This is a genomic window from Nocardia sp. CDC519 (assembly GCF_059509835.1).
Genome location: NZ_CM183377.1, coordinates 5,925,458 through 5,942,258 on the forward strand (window position 1 = coordinate 5,925,458; position 16,801 = coordinate 5,942,258).

Here is a 16,801-nt window from a genome sequence, read left to right on the forward strand (position 1 = left end):
GCACTCGGCGATTTCGTGCGCGAGGGGGTGGCCGGCCGAATACTGCCGCCGCCACTCTGACGCACCACCGAACCCTTCGCACTCGAGCACCTTGCCCGAGTGCGAAGGGTTCGTTCAGTTCTCGACCGCGCCCTCCGATTCCTGCACCCGCTGTTCGACCTCACGCCAGCGTCCCGGCGTCGGATGCGGGTATTCGGACCTGTCGTCGTGTTCGGCCTTCACCAGGATCGAATCGGCCGCGTCGATCTGTTCGATCAGCTCCTGAGCGAGATCGCGTTCGGCCGCGTAATGGCGCTCGGCCCACTGCAAGACGATCTGCGAATACGCCCACCCGGGTTCGGATTTGGCGGCGGCGGAATCGATCGCGGCCCGCTTGCGCAGCCGGTCGATATCCTCGATGTGATCGCGCAGGATTTCCTTGAGCCGCTCCGGCGAACTCAGATGCCCGAACATGATTCGCAGCATCACGTGGTGTTTGAGCACCGGCTTGTCGACCGGCGCCTCATTGCACCACTGGGTGACCGCGGCGCGGCCTTCGTCGGTGATGCGGTAGAGCCTGCGCCCGCGCATGGCGTTGTCGCTGTCCACCCGTGAGGTCGCGTAACCCTGCTTCTCGAGCTTTTTCAGCTCCGAGTAGATCTGGCTGTGTGAGGGGCTCCAATAGAAGTACCGGATACTCCAGTCGGCCCACTTCTTGAGGTCGTAGCCCGAGATCTCTTCCTCGTAGGAGAGCATGGCGAGCACGGCCCAACTGGTCGGCGGGAGATTGACCAGGCCGATTTCCGGTTCACTTGATGCCACCGGCAAATGCTAGCAACCAGGCAAATCCCCCGTACCCGCCGAACAACCGCTGACCGGGACGGCACATTGAGACTTCCACCGTGCACACTCGATGCTGGAGTTCGACAGATCTTCGGGAGGACCCCACGCATGAGCGCAGACAACATCGTCATCGAACCGGGCTGCCCAGGGCCCGCCGCCCTACGCAAGGTGCTCGGGCACTTCGCCACCGGTGTCGCGGTGATCGCCGCCCACGACGGCACCCGGCCGCTGGGCTTCACCTGTCAGTCGGTGGTGTCGGTGTCGCTGGATCCGCCGCTCGTGTCGTTCTGCCCGGCCAAGACCTCCACCAGCTGGCCGCTGCTGCGGTCGGCGGGATCGCTGTGCATCAACGTGCTGGCCCACGATCAACGCGAGCTCTGCCGCCAGTTCGCCGTCAGCGGCAGCGACAAATTCGCCGGGATCGACTGGACCCCCGGCGCCAACGGCGCCCCGGCCATCGCCGGCGCACTCGCCCACATCGAGGCCTCGCTGGAGTTCGAACACGAGGCAGGCGACCACACGATCGTGCTGGCCAGGGTCACCGAGCTGGCCGCCGACGAGAGCGGACGGCCGCTGCTGTTCTACAAGGGCACCTTCGGCGGTTTCGCCGACTGAACCCCGACCGCCCCCGGACGACGAAACGGGTGGTTGTACCGACTCCGCCGGTACAACCACCCGTTTCGCTTATCTGTCAGCCCGCGATGACGTCGAACCCCTTGTATTCCGCGGCCGCCACCTCGGCGATGATCTCGCCGTAGACGCCGAACCCGCCGACGAACGGCATGAACACCCGCGGCTTGCCCGGCACATTGGCGCCCAGGTACCAGGAGTTCGCGGTGGGCATGAGGGTGCGCGCGGCGCGTTCGGCGCATTCGGCCACCCAGGCCTCCACGGCCTCGGGCCTGGCCTCCAGCGCGGTTGCGCCATTGCGGTCGAGGTAGTCGATGGCTCCGGCCACCCAGTCGACGTGCAGCTCCGAATGCAACACCATGTTCGCCAGCACCGACGGGCTGCCGGGACCGGTCAGGTTGAACAGATTGGGGAAGCCCGTGACGCCGAGCCCGAGATAGGTTTTCGGGCCGTCGCTCCAGGCGTCGTTGAGGGTGCGGCCGTCGCGTCCGACGATGTTGAGCTTGGCGACCGAACCGGTCATCGCGTCGAAACCGGTGGCAAGCACCAACGCGTCGAGCGGATAGTAATCCGCAGTGGTGTGCACGCCGCCGGCATCGATGCGTTCGATGGGGGTGGCCCGCAGGTTCACCAGCTCCACATTGTCGCGGTTGTAGGTCTGGTAGTAGTTCGTATCGGTGCAGATGCGTTTGGTGCCGATCGGGTGATCCTTCGGGATCAGCAACTCGGCGACCTCGGGATCGTCGATCACCGCACGCACCTTCTCCTCCCAGAACAGCCGGGCGGTGTCGTTGGCCTCACGGGTCACCATCTGATCGGGGAAGGTCTTGCTGAACAGCACCCCACCCAGCTCCCACCGCTTCTGGTAGGCCGCGCGCCGCTCCTCCTCCGAGACGTCGAGCGCGGATTTCGGATGCGGTTGATGCGGTGAGCCACCTCCGCTGATCATCGACAGCCTGCGCCGCTCGGCGTAGTTCGCCTTCTGGGCGCGCCGGGTTTCCTCATCGAGCGGCACATTGCCGGCCGGCACGCTGTAGTTGGGCGTGCGCTGGAAGACGTGCAGGCGCTCGGCCTGTTCGGCGATGCACGGAATCGCCTGGATCCCCGAGGAACCCGTGCCGATCACGCCGACGCGCTGCCCGGTGAAATCGACGCCGTCGTGCGGCCACTGCGAGGTGTGCAGCACCGGGCCGGCGAAATCGGCGAGGCCTTCGATGTCGGGAGTGTTCGCATTCGACAGCGGGCCGACCGCCAGCACCACGAACCGCGCCGACACCACCGTGCCGGTGTCGGTGCGCACCTCCCAGCGCAGGCTCGACTCATCGAGCACGGTATCGGTGACGCGCGCGCCGAACTCGATGTCGCGGCGCAGGTCGAAGCGGTCGGCGACGTGGTTCAGGTAGGCGAGGATCTCGGGCTGGGTGGCGTATTTCTCGCTCCAGTTCCATTCCTGCTGGAGGGCCTCGTCGAAGGAGTACGAGTAGTCCACACTCTCGACGTCGCAACGCGCGCCGGGATAGCGGTTCCAGTACCACACGCCGCCCACGCCGTCGGCGGCCTCGAAGACCCGCACGGTCAGACCTTGCGAGCGGAATTTGTGCAGCGCGTACAGCCCGGCGATGCCGGCGCCGACGACCACCACGTCGACGCTGCTCGGGACGGTCTCTACAGACGTTGGCGTCTCGGCGTTCACATGCCTACCTTTCGAAGAATCTCCGGTTCTCCTGCGACGCTAAGTACTGTGCGGGCCCTTCGAGCAGGCGTTCTCCCGCTGACCGGCACGTTCACCGCAGCCGCCGCCACGTTCCCGGTGACCGGGAGAACCGCGCCGCGAACCCGGGCGCGCGGCCTAGCGTCGAGGTGAGCAAACGCACAGGAGGACTCACAGTGGTGGACTGGAACGACGAGGTGGACGTGCTGGTCGCGGGCTCGGGCGGCGGCCTGGCCGGCGCCTACACCGCGGCCCGCGAAGGGCTGACCGTCGCGGTGGTCGAAGCGACCGACAAGTTCGGCGGCACGACCGCTTATTCCGGGGGCGGCGGGATGTGGTTCCCGTGCAATCCGGTGCTGCGCCGCGCAGGCACCGACGACACCATCGAGGACGCGCTCACCTACTACCACGCCGTGGTCGGTGACCGGACCCCGCGCGAGCTCCAGGAAACCTACGTCCGCCGCGGTGGTGACCTCATCGAATACCTGGAATCCGATGAGCATTTCGCGTTCGAGATGCTGCCGTGGCCGGACTATTTCGGTAAGGCGCCCAAGGCCAGACTGGACGGGCAGCGCCACATCATGCCCACCCCGCTGCCCGCGTCCGCGCTGGGTGAGATGCGTGAGCAGTTGCGCGGGCCACTCGATACCGACCGGCTCGGCGCGCCGCTGCCGGACATGCTGATCGGCGGGCAGGCGCTGATCGGGCGGTTCCTGCTGGCGCTGTCGTCGTATCCGGACGTGCGGCTGTACCTGAACACGCCGCTGGTCGAGCTGGTGATCGAGGACGGCGCCGTCGTCGGCGCGATCACCGAACGCGAGGGCGAGCCGTTCGCGATCCGGGCCCGCAAGGGTGTGGTGCTCGCGGCGGGCGGGTTCGAGCAGAACGACGAACTGCGCAAGCGCTACGGCGTACCCGGCGAGGCGCGCGACACCATGGGGCCGTGGGGCAACCAGGGCAAGGCGCACAAGGCGGGTATCGCCGCCGGCGCGGACACCGATCTGATGGATCAGGCATGGTGGTCGCCCGGTCTGACGCATCCGGACGGGCGGTCGGCGTTCGCGCTGTGGTTCACCGGCGGCATCTTCGTCGGCCAGGACGGCAAGCGCTTCGTCAACGAATCCGCGCCCTACGACCGGCTCGGCCGCGACATCATCGGCAAGCTCGACGACGGTTCGCTCACCCTGCCCTATTGGATGATCTACGACGACAAAGAGGGCGAGGTGCCGCCGGTCAAGGCCACCAACGTCTCGATGGTCGAATCGGAGAAGTATGTGGCGGCCGGCCTGTGGCATACCGCCGATACACTGCCCGAGCTGGCCGAGAAGATCGGCGTGCCCGCCGATGCGCTGGTCGCCACCGTGCAGCGGTTCAACTCCTTCGTCGAGACCGGCGTCGATCCGGATTTCGGGCGCGGCGACGAGGCCTACGATCGCGCGTTCTCCGCCGGTGAACCCCCGCTGGTATCGATCGAGCAGGGACCGTTCCACGCCGCCGCGTTCGGCATCTCCGATCTCGGCACCAAGGGCGGGCTGCGCACCGACAGCGCCGCGCGGGTGCTCGGCCGCGATGGCGAACCGATCCCCGGGCTGTACGCGGCGGGCAACACCATGGCGGCCGTCAGCGGCACCGTCTACCCCGGCGGCGGCAACCCGATCGGCGCCTCCATGCTGTTCAGCCACCTCGCCGTACGCGACCTGCTCGGCGTCTGACCACAACCCCGACCCCAGAATTCCGGAGGAGCCTCGATGGCCTCAGCAGATGACATCCGCGCGGCGGTCCGCCGCTACCTCGACACCGTCGCGAACGGTTCCGCGAAGGACATCGCGGCGCTCTACGCCGAAGACGCCACCGTCGAGGACCCCGTCGGCAGTCCGCCGCACATCGGGCGCGCGGCGATCGAAAAGTTCTACAGCGCACTGGAATCGGTGCGGGTGACGACCGAACTGCACAACGTGCGCGTCGCCGGCGATCAGGCCGCCTTCGGATTCCGGGTGGTCACCGACACCGGTGACCAGACCATCATCATCGAACCCATCGACGTCATGACCTTCGACGAGAACGCACGGATCACCAGCATGCGCGCGTTCTGGTCGCCCGACGACATCAGCCTCGGCTGAACCGAACACGCCGAACGCGCCGCGGGTGCGTTGACGAGGAGCATCCAGATGCAAGCGATACAGTGCGGCACATGCGGTAACCGCGTCCTGGTGGAGAAGTTCAGTCCGAGCCATACCAGTGTGCAATGGCTCGACGATGCCGAATCGGCCTGCCCGGAATTCGCCCGGCGGGCCGCGCTCGGCGAGCACAGCAAATGGATTCCGACCTGCCCGGCGCTGCGCGATTCGATCGAGGCCGCGGTCGTCAAGGGCGCGTTGGCCACCGATGAACTACGGCACGAACCGGTTCCCGGCCGGATCGGCTGACCCACCCTTTTCAGACGAGGAGAATTCATGAAGCGATTGGAAGGCCATCGCACGCTGGTGACCGGCGCGGCCTCGGGTATCGGGCAGGCCACCGCACTGCGCCTGCTCGACGAAGGCGCCGCGGTCGTCGCGGCCGATGTGTCCGCCGACGGGCTGGCCGCCACCAAGGCCGGCGCCGACGAGCGCGGGACCGCGGACCGGCTCACCACCCTCACCATGGATATCGGCGCCGAGCGGTCGGTGGTCGACGGTGTGCGGACCGCGGTGGAGACGCTCGGCGGCCTCGATTCGGTGGTGAACGCCGCGGGCATCCTGCGCGCCTCGCATACCGAGCAGACCGGTCTGGATCTGTGGAATCAGATCATCGGCATCAATCTCACCGGTACGTTCCTCGTGGTCCGCGAAGCGCTGCCCGCACTGCTGGCCAATCCGCGGTCCTCGGTGGTGAATTTCAGCTCCACCTCGGCGGCGTTCGCCCACCCGTACATGGCCGCCTACGCCGCGAGCAAGGGCGGAATCCAGTCGTTCACCCATGCGCTCGCGCTGGAATTCGGCGGCAAGGGATTGCGCGCGGTATGTGTGGCGCCGGGCAGCATCAAATCCGGAATCACCGACGCGACACCGGGTTACGTTCCCGCGGACGCCGATTGGTCGTTGTTCGCCAAACTGTCGCCGGTATTGCCGACCAACCTCGAGTCGGGCGGTGCGGGGATGGGTGATCCGACGGCCGTGGCCGGCGTGATCGCCATGCTGGTATCGGAAGACGGTGCGTTCATCACCGGTACCGAGATCCGGATCGATGGAGGTACGCACGCGTGAGCTGAGCACGCCCGGATATCGCGGTATTCCGTTTCGCCGACGCGCGAACCGGAATCGCGCGCACGATCGATGCCCCCGTGGACACCTGGTGTCCGCGGGGGTTTCGTCGTTTCCGGCCACGAGCGTGAATTCATCGGATGTGATACACGTGTAATTCGCTGCTCAGCACGGTTTTTCGGCTCCCCGATCTGCCTATCAGTCATATTGGTCTCCCAGTGGGTGGGATATCGGGCACTGCGACACGCCCAGGGAAAGTGTGATGTCGGTTACGCATTCCGATCGATTCGTCGAATGCGAGAACCACCCCCGAAAGGACCGCAGATGGTCGCTCCCACCCCCACACCCGACATCGCGCAGCGCTGGACCCCGCGCCTGATTCTTTCCCTCGCCTCGATCGTGCTCCTCCTGGAAATGCTCGCGGTGAGCTACATGATGATCTCGACGGCGCTACCGTCGATCGCCGCGCATTACCAGACCACACAGGGCGCTTGGCTGCTGACGTCGTTCCTGCTGGTCGGAGCCGTCACCGCGCCGCTGATCGGCAAACTCGCGGACATGTACGGCAAGCGCAAAGCGCTACTGGGCTGCGTGACCGTGGCGGCGGCGGGATCGCTGCTGTCGGCCGTCGCCGGCAGCTACGCGGTGCTCATCGCGGGCCGCGCGCTCACCGGTCTGCTGGTCCCCTGCCTTTTCCTGAGCTACTCGCTGATCCGGGACGTGTTCCCGGCCAAGACGATCGCGCTGGCGGTGAGCATCGCGACCAGCGGCATGGGGTTGATCGCGATTCCCGCGCCCTTCCTCACCGGGTGGCTGATCGACACTTTCGGGTTCCGCAGCATCTTCTGGTTCTTCGTGATCGGTCTCGCCGTGCTCGGCGCGCTGATCTTCCTCACCACCGCCGAATCGCCGGTGCGGCTGCGCTCGCGGCTCGATCTGCTCGGCGCGGTGCTGCTCGGTGGCGGTATCGCCGGCGTGCTGATCGCGGTGAGCTTCGGGCCCACGTGGGGCTGGCGTGACAGTTCCACCCTGGCCTACCTCGCCGGCGGTGTGGTGCTGCTGCTGGCGTGGGCGGCGACCGCGCGGATGATCCGGGAACCGTTGATCGACCTGGACGTGCTCGGCCGCCGGCCGGTGCTGCTCACCACGATCGGCGCCGGACTCTGCTACGGCTCCAGCGGCCTGTTCACCATCCTGCTGCCGATGCTCGCCATGACACCGGCGGCGCTCGGGCTCGGCTACGGATTCGGCGTCAGCGCCGAAGGTTTCGCGATCTTCCAGGCGCCGGTCGGCCTGATGGTCGTGGTCGGCGGCGTGCTCGTCGGCCTGCTGGTCGGCCGCGGCGACGTGCGTCCCCGCATCCTGATGACCTGCGGCATGCTGCTGATGGCCGTCGGTTTCACGCTGACCGCCTTCGTGCACGACAGCAAGCCGCTGCTGATCGTCTTCGCGGGCATCTTCGGCACCGGTATGGGCATGGCCTACGCCTCCATCCCGAACCTGCTGATCGAGGCCGTGCCGCCGCAGCTGCAAGCCAGCACCGCAAGCATCGTCGGCGTCTCGCAGAGCGTGTTCCCGGCCGTGCTGCCTGTCATCGCGTTCACGGTCATGAACAATTCCTACATCGCGCCGATCCCGCCGGAGATGACCCAGGGCGCGGTGTTCTACCTCGACCGCGGATTCACCATCGCCTTCCTCATCGGCGCCGCGACCGCGGTGATCGGTGCGATCGTCGCGGTGGCCCTGCCGCGCCGGATCGTCCAGCTGTCCGCACCGAGCGCGACGGTGACCGATCCCGGCGAGGAAGGATTGGTGTTCGCGCACTGAGTGATCCGCGCCGAGCCGGCCGTGCGTGCGCGCGGCCGGCTCGCTCGCGCGTTGGACCCGCGCTGCCGTGAGCCACCGGTGCGCCCGCTGACCGGAACAAACCGGCCGGAATCGGGCGGGCGAGTGGCAACGTGGGGGTGAACGACTGAGATGGAGGTTGGGTATGTCATCGGACCTGAGTTATGAGGGCACGCTGCGGGAGGTGCGGACCGAGGCGGGGGTGCTGCGGTACCACGAGGCCGGCGAGGGTGCGCCACTGTTGCTGCTGCACGGGTCCGGGCCTGGGGTTACCGGGTGGCGGAATTTTCACGGGAACCTCGGGGTGTTCGCGGAGAACTTCCGCTGCCTGATTCTGGAGTTTCCCGGCTTCGGGGTGAGCGACGACTTCGGCGGGCATCCGATGGTGACGGCGCTGGAGGCGGTGGGGCGGTTCGTCGATGCGCTCGGGCTCGATCGAGTCGACATCATCGGCAATTCCATGGGTGGCGGCGTGGCGTTGAATTACGCGATCGCCCAGCCCGACAAGGTCGGCAAACTGGTCACCATCGGCGGCATCGGCAAGAACATCTTCAGCCCTGGGCCGGGTGAAGGGATCAAGCTGCTCCAGGAGTTCACCGAGAACCCGACGCGGGCTCGGCTGATCGAATGGCTGCATTCGATGGTGTACGACCCGGCACTGGTCACCGAGGAACTGATCGAGGAACGGTGGACCCAGGCCACCGATCCGGAAACCCTCGACAGTGCCCGCCGGATGTACAGCAAGGCCGCGTTCACGGCGATGGTGCGCGCGATGGAGGCCTCCGACGCTCCCCCGCCGTGGGCGATGCTGCACAAGGTCAAGGCACCGACACTGCTGACATGGGGGCGTGACGACCGGGTGAGCCCGCTGGATATGGCGTTGATTCCGATGCGCACGATTCCGCGCGCGGAGCTGCACGTGTTCCCGAATTGCGGGCATTGGGCGATGATCGAGCAGAAGGAAGCGTTCGAGTCGGCGGTACGGGCATTCCTGCTGCGCAAGGAGTGACCCCACGCGGGAGACAGTGATCTGACGCAGTTCGGCCCCACCGGGATGGCGGGGCCGAACTGCTCGATGCGTCACACCTTCCGTATGGAGTCCGGGAGGGAAATGCTGAGGCCCCGCGCCCGGGGCCCAGCGGCGAACCTCTAACGCTGTGTACTCCCCGCATCGACCGGCAAGGTGACCGCGGTGATGTAGCGCGCCTCATCGGAGGCCAGGAACAGCGAGGCGTTCGCGATATCGATCGGCTCCACCCACGGAATCGACAGCATGTTCATCGACATGGCGGCCTCGGCGAATTCTTCGCGCGTCGGGTTCTCGCGGTCGGGCCGGAAGACCTTGCGCACCATATCGTTCTGGATCATCGGCGTGTCGACGTTGGTGGGGTGCACCGAGTTGACGCGGACCTGGTGGGGCGCCAATTCCTTGGCGAGCGAACGCATCAGCCCGACCACACCGTGTTTGGCGGCGGTGTAGTGGGCCACCCCCACCAGCCCGCGCAGGCCGGCGATGGAGCTGGTGAGGATCATCGAACCGCTACCGCGTTCGATGAGGTGCGGGGTGGCGGCCTTGCAGGTCTGCCAGACGCCGGTGAGGTTGACATCGAGCATCGTCTGCCAGGCCGCCTCGCTCAGCTCCAATGCCGGTGCGCTGGAGGTGATGCCCGCGGTGGCGCAGACGATGTCGAGGCCGCCGAGTTCGGCAACGGCGGCATCGGTGGCCGCGCGCAGGGCCGCACCGTCGCGCACGTCGACCGTCGCCGTGATCACCTTCGCACCGGCCGCCTCGACCGCCCGCGCGGTCTCCGCGAGATCCTCCGGCGTGGCCGGCGGAATGATCACGGTGTCGACCGGCGCGCAGATATCCAGGGCGACGATATCGGCGCCTTCCTCGGCCAGCCGCACCGCCTGCGCGCGGCCGATCCCCCGTGCCGCACCGGTGACCAGCGCGACCTTGCCTGAAACCCGTCCCATATCACACCTTCTGAGTCAGTCCGGCATCCACGACGATCTGGGTTCCCGTGACGTAACGGGACTCGTCGGATGCGAGAAACACCACCGCATTGCTGACGTCGACCGGATCGACCCAGGGCACGGGCAGCAGATTGCGTTGCGCGAGCGCCTCGGCCGCGTCCGCCTCGGTCGGATTCGCCAGGTCCGGGCGCAACTTCGCGAACACGCTCGCGTTCAGGATCATCGGCGTGCCGACCGAACCCGGATGCACGGTATTGACCCGGATGCCCAGCGGCCCCATCTCGTTGGCGAGCGTGCGCGCGAGCCCGACCACGGCATGCTTGCTGGCCGAATAGTGCGCCGCGTTCGCACCGCCTTTGAGGCCGTTGGTGGAGCTGACAATGACGATCGAGGCGCCGTTCGGCAGATACGGCGCGCCGGCGCGCACGGTATGCCAGACACCGGTGAGATTGATATCGAGGGTGCGCTGCCAGGCGGCGTCGGTCAGTTCCCAGGACGGGCCGAGATCGGCGTAGATGCCGGCATTGGCGACGATCACGTCGAGGCGGCCGAGCCGGTCCGCGCCGTCGGCGACGGCGGCGTCGAGGGAGGCCTGATCGCGCACATCGGCGAAGCCGGTGACGCATCGGCGCCCGAGCCCCTCCACGTCCTTCGCGGTGGCGGTGAGACCATCGGCCGAGCCGGCCAGATCCAGGGCGATGATGTCGGCGCCTTCTTCGGCCAGCCGCAGGCAGTGGGTTCGGCCCATCCCGCCCCCGGCGCCGGTGACCAACGCGACCTTGTCCTGCATGCGGTTCATGGGATGCTCCCGGGGAATCGACTGCTCACCGGCGTGACGGTAGGACGCAGCGGCGCGCCGCGCGGTGCGTCGTCCCGGTGAGCGGGCGGTCGAGGGCGGCCTCCCGGCCATCGGGATCGCGAACCCATCGGCCCGCCGGGATCGGCCAGCATGGCCTCGGCGCCCCGTTTCGTGACCGCAGGAGGAAGAAGTGACAACGGCGACTGTTGATCTACCGCGCAGCTCGCGCGCGGTGACGCTGCGGGTGACCGAGGTGATCGAGGAGACCGCCGACGCCCGTTCGCTGGTGTTCGAGATCCCGGCCGAGGCCGCAGACCGTTTCCGCTACCGTCCGGGACAGTTCCTCACCTTGCGCATTCCGAGCGAGCAGACCGGGTCGGTGGCGCGCTGCTATTCGCTGGCCAGCTCGCCCTACGCCGACGATGCGCCGAAGGTCACCGTCAAGCGCACGGCCGACGGCTATGGCTCGAACTGGTTGTGCGACAACATCTCCGTCGGCGATGCGATCGAGGTGCTGCCACCGTCGGGCACCTTCACCCCTGCCTCGCTCGATACCGATTTCCTGCTCTGGGCGGCGGGCAGCGGCATCACCCCGGTGATGTCGATCCTGCGCTCCGCGCTGGCCGAGGGTTCGGGCCGGGTGGTGCTGTATTACGCCAACCGTGACCAGGATTCGGTGATCTTCGCCGCCGAACTGCGCGAACTCGTGCAGCGCCACCCCGACCGGTTGACGGTGGTGCACCGGTTGGAAACGCTGCAGGGCCTGCCCACTCCCCCGCAACTGGCCGCCTTCGCCGAACCCTTCGGTGCGTACGAATCCTTCATCTGCGGTCCGGCGCCGTTCATGGCCGCGGTGAGCGAGGCGCTGACCGGCGCGGGCTGGCCGCGCGAGCGGGTGCGCACCGAGGTCTTCACCTCACTGTCGGGTGACCCGTTCGCCGAGATCGACGAGGTCGACGCCGACGAGGATTCGGCCGCCGTGGCGGTGGAACTCGACGGCGAGGTGCACCAGATGGACTGGCCGCGCTCGCGCACCCTGGTCGACATCATGCTGTCGAAGGGACTGGATGTGCCCTATTCCTGCCGCGAAGGCGAATGCGGGTCCTGCGCGTGCACGGTGGTCGAGGGCGAGGTCGACATGCCGCCGAGCGCGATCCTCGACCAGGACGACATCGACGCCGGCTACATCCTCGGTTGTCAGGCGCGACCGCGCAGCGACCAGCTGAAAATCCGATTCTGATGACGGCACGCGGAATATTCCCGGTTCGGCGGCGTTCGTTCGAGTTGTTTACTCGAACGAACGACAGGGGCCGCCGATGGTGACGGAGACAGCGGAATCGGCGGTAGGCCTGCGATCGGAACGCGGCGCCGTCCTCGGTTCACTGATGCTGGCCACCTCGCTGGTCGCGCTCGATTCGACGATCATCGCGACCGCCGTCCTCACCATCACCGCCAGCCTCGGCGGATTCGCCCAATTCCCGTGGCTGTTCTCGATCTACCTGCTGGCCCAGGCCGTGACCGTGCCGATCTACGGCAAACTCTCCGACATCGTCGGCCGCAAACCGGTGATCCTGTTCGGGATCGGCGTGTTCGCGCTCGGGTCGCTGCTGTGCGGCCTGGCCGGCAGCATGCTCGGCCTGATCATCTTCCGCGCGATCCAGGGCATCGGCGCCGGCGCCATCCAGCCGATGACGATGACCATCGCAGGCGACCTCTACAACCTCGCCGAACGCGCGAAGGTGCAGGGCTATCTGGCCAGCGTGTGGGCGATGTCGTCGGTGGCCGGACCGCTGCTGGGCGGGCTGTTCGCCGAATACATCGGCTGGCGGTGGATCTTCCTGATCAATATCCCGATCTCGGCGCTGGCGGGCTGGATGCTACTGCGCAAGTTCACCGAGACCGCGCCGCGGCGGCGTCAGCGGGTCGATTATCTCGGCGCCACACTGCTCACGCTCGGCGCGGGCGCGTTGATCCTCGGGCTGCTCGAAGGCGGACAGGCGTGGGCGTGGCAGTCACCGATCAGCATCGCGATCTTCGGCGGCGGTGTGGTGATCATCGGCCTGTTCATCTGGGTGCAGCGCCGGGCCGAACATCCGATCCTGCCGCTGTGGCTGTTCACCCGGCGGGTGGTTGTGGCCAGCAGTGCGGTATCGCTGATGGTCGGCGCGCTGCTGCTCGGGCTCACCTCCTACGTTCCCACCTTCGCCCAAGGTGTGCTCGGCACCGGGGCGCTGGTGGCCGGACTGACCGTCGGCGCGCTGACCCTCGGGTGGCCGCTGGCCGCCTCGCAGGCCGGGCGGGTGTATCTGCGGCTCGGCTTCCGCAATACCGCCCTCATCGGCAGCACACTGGCGGCCGTCGGCGCCGCATCGATGCTGCTGATCACCGCGCAGAGCCCGCTGTGGCAGGTCGCGGCCTCCTGTTTCGTCATCGGATCCGGTATGGGCCTGGTGGCCACACCCACGCTGATCGCCGCGCAGACCAGCGCCGAGTGGAGCGAACGTGGCGTGGTCACCTCGGCGAACATGTTCGCCCGCTCGCTCGGCAGCGCCGTCGGCGTCGCGGTGTTCGGCGCCGTCGTCAACGCGCGCATCGGCGATACCGACAGCCCCGCGCCGGACGCGCTCGCCTCGGCGGTGCATCTGGTGTTCATCGCGGTGCTGGTGACCACCGTGCTGACGGTGATCGCGTGCGCGATGATGCCGCGGCGGACCGCAGACAAATTGTGATGGGCCCGAACACCTTCCGCTGAGAGAGCCGGCTACGCACCACTCGACCCGCGCCCGACCATCGCCGTCGAGGCAGGCGAGCCCGCTCGACTCGGGTGCTCGGCACCCGACTCTCCACGCGCCCCGATTCACCTCGGTCATAGCGGGTATACGCGGTGGTACGGTCGGAAACACCTGGTGGGCGGGCCGACGATGATGTCGGCCGGACCCCTCACCGGTCCGCGACGACCCATTGCCGCGGCTTCGCCAGAGTTCGACCGCACGACCATCACGGACGATCGAGACTCCGAGGAAAGGGGTTCCCATCATGCTGATCCGCAGGCTCGCCCGACCATTGCTGGCGAGTGCTTTCGTCGTGGACGGCGTCGACACCCTCATGCATCCGGAGCCCCGGGTGAAAACGGCGTCGGCAGTGGTGCAGCAGGGTCATGAGAAGCTGCCGTCGGACGTGGCCCAGAAGCTGCCGAGCAACCCCGACCTGCTGGTCAAGGCGACGGCGGTGACGCAGGTCGCCGGTGGGGCGATGCTCGCGCTCGGCAAGGCTCCGCGGTTGGCCGCGCTGGCGCTGGCCGCCACCGTTGTCCCCGCGACGCTCAGCCAGCAGGACTTCTGGGCCGAATCCGATCCCGAGCGCAGGGCCGCCAAACGCACCGCGTTCCTCAAGGACGTCAGCCTGCTGGGCGGGCTGATGATCGCCAGCGCCGACACCGAGGGCAAACCGTCGCTCGGCTGGCGCGGCCGGCGCGCGGCCAAGGGCGCCGCCGCGGCCGTGAGCGCCGCGTTGCCGTTCGGCGCGGCCTCCCAGGACGGCACCGGCGAGGCCCTGCGTCAGCAGCTCCAGCACGCGGCCGAACGCGGTCGCGAAGTCGCGGGCGTGGCGGCGACCAAGAGCGCGGCACTGGCCGAAACCGCCCAGCAGCGTGGCCCGGTCCTGGCCGAGGCCGCCAAGCACCGCGGCGCCGAACTCGCCGAAGCCGCCAGGCATCGCGGGGCCGCGTTGGCCGAGATCGCTCAGCAGCGCGGCGCGGTCCTCGCCGAAACCGCGCAGCAGCGCGGACCGGTGCTGGCCGAGGCCGCCAAGCAGCGGGGCACCTACCTCGCCGAGACGGCCCAGCAACACGGACCCGAATGGGCCGAGCTGGCCAAATCACGCGGTGCCGAATTCGCCGACGTCGCCAAGCATCGCGGCGCGGAATTCGCCGATGTGGCCAAGCACCGCGGTGCGGAGTGGGCCGACATCGCCCGGCACCGCGCCGCCGAACTGGCCGCCGCCGCCCGCGAGCAGGGCGCCCATCTCGCCGACAGCGGGGCCAAAGCGGCCGAATCGGCGCGGGATCAGATCGAACCGCCCAAGCGCAGGTTCTGGCGCACAGCTCGATAGTCGCCGCAGCCGCGTCGTCGCGGTGTCCCGATCGGTCTGGCCGACAGCGCGAGTCCGGTCGGGACATCATGGCGCGCGGCTGCCCCGCGCCGGTCAGGCGAATCCGGCGTGCATCTCCCAGATCAGCAACTCGGCCGCGTCGACGGCGGTGACCCGATGCCCGCCGGTCGCGGTGAGGCGCATGGCATCGCCCGGCGTGAGAGTCCCGTGGTCTTCGACATCGACGCTGCCCGAAGCGACGTACACATGCCCGAACGGTGCGTCCGGGACCGTGATCGAATGGCCGGGATCCAGGCGGGCGACGTGCAGGGCGGCGTACCGGTTCCCGAGGGTGATCGCGGTCCGGTCGCGGTCACGTCGCATCCCGGAGGCGAGGGTGACCAGTGAGTTCCCGGCGAGTTCGGCCTCGATATCCATCTCCTGGTAGCCCGGCGTCGCACCGGGCGTATCCGGCGGCACCCACATCTGGACCACCCGCAACGGGGTGCGCTGCGGCCAGACGGCGCCGTTGCGCTCGGAGTGCCTGATCCCGGTCCCCGCGCTCATCCGCTGCGCCAGCCCGGGATAGATCAGACCGGAGTTGCCGAGGGAATCCTGGTGCACCACCGATCCCTCGAGTACCCAGGTGATGATCTCCATGTCGCGATGCTCGTGGGTGTCGAAACCCGCACCTGGGTCGACCCTGTCGTCGTTGTGGACGAGCAGGATCCCGTGTGCGTTGGCTTCGAGGTCGAAGTTGCCGGTGGCCGGGAACGACTGCTTGGAGTCGAGCCATTCGTTCCACCAATGGGCCCGCTCGCCCGAGCGCACCACGCGTACATCCGGCATCGGCGTCGTCATCGCAACTCCTCACCTCGCTCCACTGGTATCAATTTCAACTACCTCGGCAATATTCCGCCGGCAGCTGTCACCGCCGGGTAGACGCTTCTTTGTTGCGGGGTCGAGCTCGCGCCGCCCTGCCCTGTGAACCGGCACAACGGACGTGTGCGCGGCACCTCGATCTCGCTAGCATCCGCGCCATGATTCGACTGGCGGCGGTAGTGATCAGCGCGGGCATCCTGGTGACGGGATGTGGTTCGGACGAGGCCGAGACGCCGGCGGCGCCGTCGTGGGATCCGTGCACGGTCTCCGATCAGCTGATCACCGAGGCCGGGTTCGCCGCCGCGTCCAAACGCAAGGATGTCGCGGCGGATACCGGCGACGCCTGGACCGGCTGCGGATGGAGCAACGCCGACGCCGCCGTGCGCATCCAGTTCGCCGACGACACCGAACTCGCGCAACTGCGCGAGGAGCCGGGCATCGCCGACGTCACCGACACCACCGTCGCCAACCGGCCCGCACTGCGCTTCCACCACTACGGCGACGGCCAGGACACCAACTGCTCGCTCGCGCTCGGCACCGCCGCCGGCGGGGTGGTGCGGATCCGGGTGGACCGCAGCGCCGATCCCGCGGGCGAGTCGAGCTGCACCCGGGTCGAGCACATCACCGCGGTCCTCGCGCCCGGCCTACCCGGCTGAGCGCCTTCGGCGTCACCAGGAAGAATTCAGCTGTGACCGCTCACAAACAATGTCGTTCACAGACCCGCGCCCGCCCAATCCACTCGGAAAACTCCCCGGTTGCGGTCATGGGCTGGCTAGCGTGTTACCGCACAGTCGCAATCGGGGG

General features: G+C 68.0%; 16 protein-coding genes. 11 read left to right on the forward strand and 5 right to left on the reverse strand.

The annotated features are described in order from the left end of the window. Positions 1–114: 114 nt before the first annotated feature. Positions 115–735, reverse strand: coding sequence for a PadR family transcriptional regulator (locus tag AC5W7N_RS26895; RefSeq protein WP_228806365.1), 621 nt, complete (start codon positions 733–735; stop codon positions 115–117). 195 nt (positions 736–930) lie between these two features. On the opposite strand from AC5W7N_RS26895, the gene AC5W7N_RS26900 reads away from it, so the two are divergent. Further along, on the forward strand, positions 931–1,437 hold the full coding sequence (locus tag AC5W7N_RS26900; RefSeq protein ID WP_163812889.1) for a flavin reductase family protein: 507 nt from the start codon (positions 931–933) through the stop codon (positions 1,435–1,437). Positions 1,438–1,513: 76 nt separating this feature from the next. Here the strand turns inward: AC5W7N_RS26900 and AC5W7N_RS26905 are convergent, their stop codons facing one another. Beyond that, positions 1,514–3,145, reverse strand: a complete 1,632-nt coding sequence (locus AC5W7N_RS26905; RefSeq protein ID WP_163812887.1) for a flavin-containing monooxygenase — start codon at positions 3,143–3,145, stop codon at positions 1,514–1,516. A 194-nt stretch (positions 3,146–3,339) separates the two neighbouring features. Between AC5W7N_RS26905 and AC5W7N_RS26910 the strand changes: the two genes are divergently transcribed. The 6 genes from AC5W7N_RS26910 (at position 3,340) to AC5W7N_RS26935 (ending at position 9,259) form a co-directional block, all read left to right on the forward strand. Next, entirely contained in the window at positions 3,340–4,875 is a 1,536-nt protein-coding gene (locus AC5W7N_RS26910; protein ID WP_195021688.1) for an FAD-binding protein, read from the forward strand. Positions 4,876–4,911: 36 nt separating this feature from the next. Continuing rightward, positions 4,912–5,283, forward strand: a complete 372-nt coding sequence (locus AC5W7N_RS26915) for an SgcJ/EcaC family oxidoreductase (protein WP_163812882.1) — start codon at positions 4,912–4,914, stop codon at positions 5,281–5,283. A 48-nt stretch (positions 5,284–5,331) separates the two neighbouring features. Then, the gene (locus AC5W7N_RS26920; RefSeq protein WP_048834119.1) at positions 5,332–5,589 is read left to right on the forward strand and encodes a hypothetical protein; all 258 of its coding nucleotides are present in this window, start codon (positions 5,332–5,334) and stop codon (positions 5,587–5,589) included. Positions 5,590–5,616: 27 nt separating this feature from the next. Then, the gene (locus AC5W7N_RS26925) at positions 5,617–6,408 is read left to right on the forward strand and encodes an SDR family NAD(P)-dependent oxidoreductase (protein WP_163812881.1); all 792 of its coding nucleotides are present in this window, start codon (positions 5,617–5,619) and stop codon (positions 6,406–6,408) included. Between the two features lie 321 nt (positions 6,409–6,729). After that, on the forward strand, positions 6,730–8,232 hold the full coding sequence (locus tag AC5W7N_RS26930; protein WP_163812879.1) for an MFS transporter: 1,503 nt from the start codon (positions 6,730–6,732) through the stop codon (positions 8,230–8,232). Between the two features lie 163 nt (positions 8,233–8,395). Beyond that, a complete protein-coding gene (locus tag AC5W7N_RS26935; RefSeq protein ID WP_495922518.1) occupies positions 8,396–9,259 on the forward strand; it encodes an alpha/beta fold hydrolase in 864 nt (287 codons plus the stop codon). Positions 9,260–9,399: 140 nt separating this feature from the next. Here AC5W7N_RS26935 and AC5W7N_RS26940 read toward each other — a convergent pair whose 3' ends face one another. Both AC5W7N_RS26940 and AC5W7N_RS26945 read right to left on the reverse strand, forming a co-directional pair. Then, positions 9,400–10,227: a mycofactocin-coupled SDR family oxidoreductase gene (locus AC5W7N_RS26940; RefSeq protein WP_495922519.1), complete on the reverse strand. Its 828-nt coding sequence runs from the start codon at positions 10,225–10,227 to the stop codon at positions 9,400–9,402. 1 nt (position 10,228) lies between these two features. Continuing rightward, complete coding sequence (locus AC5W7N_RS26945; RefSeq protein WP_163812875.1) at positions 10,229–11,026, reverse strand: mycofactocin-coupled SDR family oxidoreductase; 798 nt, start codon at positions 11,024–11,026, stop codon at positions 10,229–10,231. Between the two features lie 190 nt (positions 11,027–11,216). On the opposite strand from AC5W7N_RS26945, the gene AC5W7N_RS26950 reads away from it, so the two are divergent. From AC5W7N_RS26950 to AC5W7N_RS26960, 3 genes are all read left to right on the forward strand, one after another. Beyond that, complete coding sequence (locus AC5W7N_RS26950) at positions 11,217–12,266, forward strand: 2Fe-2S iron-sulfur cluster-binding protein (protein ID WP_195021685.1); 1,050 nt, start codon at positions 11,217–11,219, stop codon at positions 12,264–12,266. 76 nt (positions 12,267–12,342) lie between these two features. After that, complete coding sequence (locus AC5W7N_RS26955) at positions 12,343–13,755, forward strand: MDR family MFS transporter (protein WP_163812870.1); 1,413 nt, start codon at positions 12,343–12,345, stop codon at positions 13,753–13,755. Positions 13,756–14,062: 307 nt separating this feature from the next. After that, positions 14,063–15,136 carry a DoxX family protein gene (locus tag AC5W7N_RS26960; RefSeq protein ID WP_195007376.1) on the forward strand — a complete coding sequence of 358 codons (1,074 nt, stop codon included), beginning with the start codon at positions 14,063–14,065 and terminating at the stop codon, positions 15,134–15,136. 93 nt (positions 15,137–15,229) lie between these two features. Here the strand turns inward: AC5W7N_RS26960 and AC5W7N_RS26965 are convergent, their stop codons facing one another. After that, on the reverse strand, positions 15,230–15,976 hold the full coding sequence (locus tag AC5W7N_RS26965) for a pirin family protein (RefSeq protein ID WP_228806867.1): 747 nt from the start codon (positions 15,974–15,976) through the stop codon (positions 15,230–15,232). A 179-nt stretch (positions 15,977–16,155) separates the two neighbouring features. Between AC5W7N_RS26965 and AC5W7N_RS26970 the strand changes: the two genes are divergently transcribed. Beyond that, positions 16,156–16,653 (forward strand): DUF3558 domain-containing protein, encoded by a 498-nt coding sequence (locus AC5W7N_RS26970; RefSeq protein ID WP_495922521.1) that lies wholly within the window; start codon positions 16,156–16,158, stop codon positions 16,651–16,653. The last annotated feature ends 148 nt before the right edge of the window (positions 16,654–16,801 follow it).

What these genes read in the sequence shown, in the direction of transcription:
- AC5W7N_RS26895 (WP_228806365.1), bottom strand. Translation starts at nt 735, where the DNA reads ATGCTCTCCTACGAGGAAGAGATCTCGGGCTACGACCTCAAGAAGTGG.
- AC5W7N_RS26900 (WP_163812889.1), top strand. Translation starts at nt 931, where the DNA reads ATGAGCGCAGACAACATCGTCATCGAACCGGGCTGCCCAGGGCCCGCC.
- AC5W7N_RS26915 (WP_163812882.1), top strand. Translation starts at nt 4,912, where the DNA reads ATGGCCTCAGCAGATGACATCCGCGCGGCGGTCCGCCGCTACCTCGAC.
- AC5W7N_RS26920 (WP_048834119.1), top strand. Translation starts at nt 5,332, where the DNA reads ATGCAAGCGATACAGTGCGGCACATGCGGTAACCGCGTCCTGGTGGAG.
- AC5W7N_RS26925 (WP_163812881.1), top strand. Translation starts at nt 5,617, where the DNA reads ATGAAGCGATTGGAAGGCCATCGCACGCTGGTGACCGGCGCGGCCTCG.
- AC5W7N_RS26930 (WP_163812879.1), top strand. Translation starts at nt 6,730, where the DNA reads ATGGTCGCTCCCACCCCCACACCCGACATCGCGCAGCGCTGGACCCCG.
- AC5W7N_RS26935 (WP_495922518.1), top strand. Translation starts at nt 8,396, where the DNA reads ATGTCATCGGACCTGAGTTATGAGGGCACGCTGCGGGAGGTGCGGACC.
- AC5W7N_RS26940 (WP_495922519.1), bottom strand. Translation starts at nt 10,227, where the DNA reads ATGGGACGGGTTTCAGGCAAGGTCGCGCTGGTCACCGGTGCGGCACGG.
- AC5W7N_RS26945 (WP_163812875.1), bottom strand. Translation starts at nt 11,026, where the DNA reads ATGAACCGCATGCAGGACAAGGTCGCGTTGGTCACCGGCGCCGGGGGC.
- AC5W7N_RS26955 (WP_163812870.1), top strand. Translation starts at nt 12,343, where the DNA reads ATGGTGACGGAGACAGCGGAATCGGCGGTAGGCCTGCGATCGGAACGC.
- AC5W7N_RS26960 (WP_195007376.1), top strand. Translation starts at nt 14,063, where the DNA reads ATGCTGATCCGCAGGCTCGCCCGACCATTGCTGGCGAGTGCTTTCGTC.
- AC5W7N_RS26965 (WP_228806867.1), bottom strand. Translation starts at nt 15,976, where the DNA reads ATGACGACGCCGATGCCGGATGTACGCGTGGTGCGCTCGGGCGAGCGG.
- AC5W7N_RS26970 (WP_495922521.1), top strand. Translation starts at nt 16,156, where the DNA reads ATGATTCGACTGGCGGCGGTAGTGATCAGCGCGGGCATCCTGGTGACG.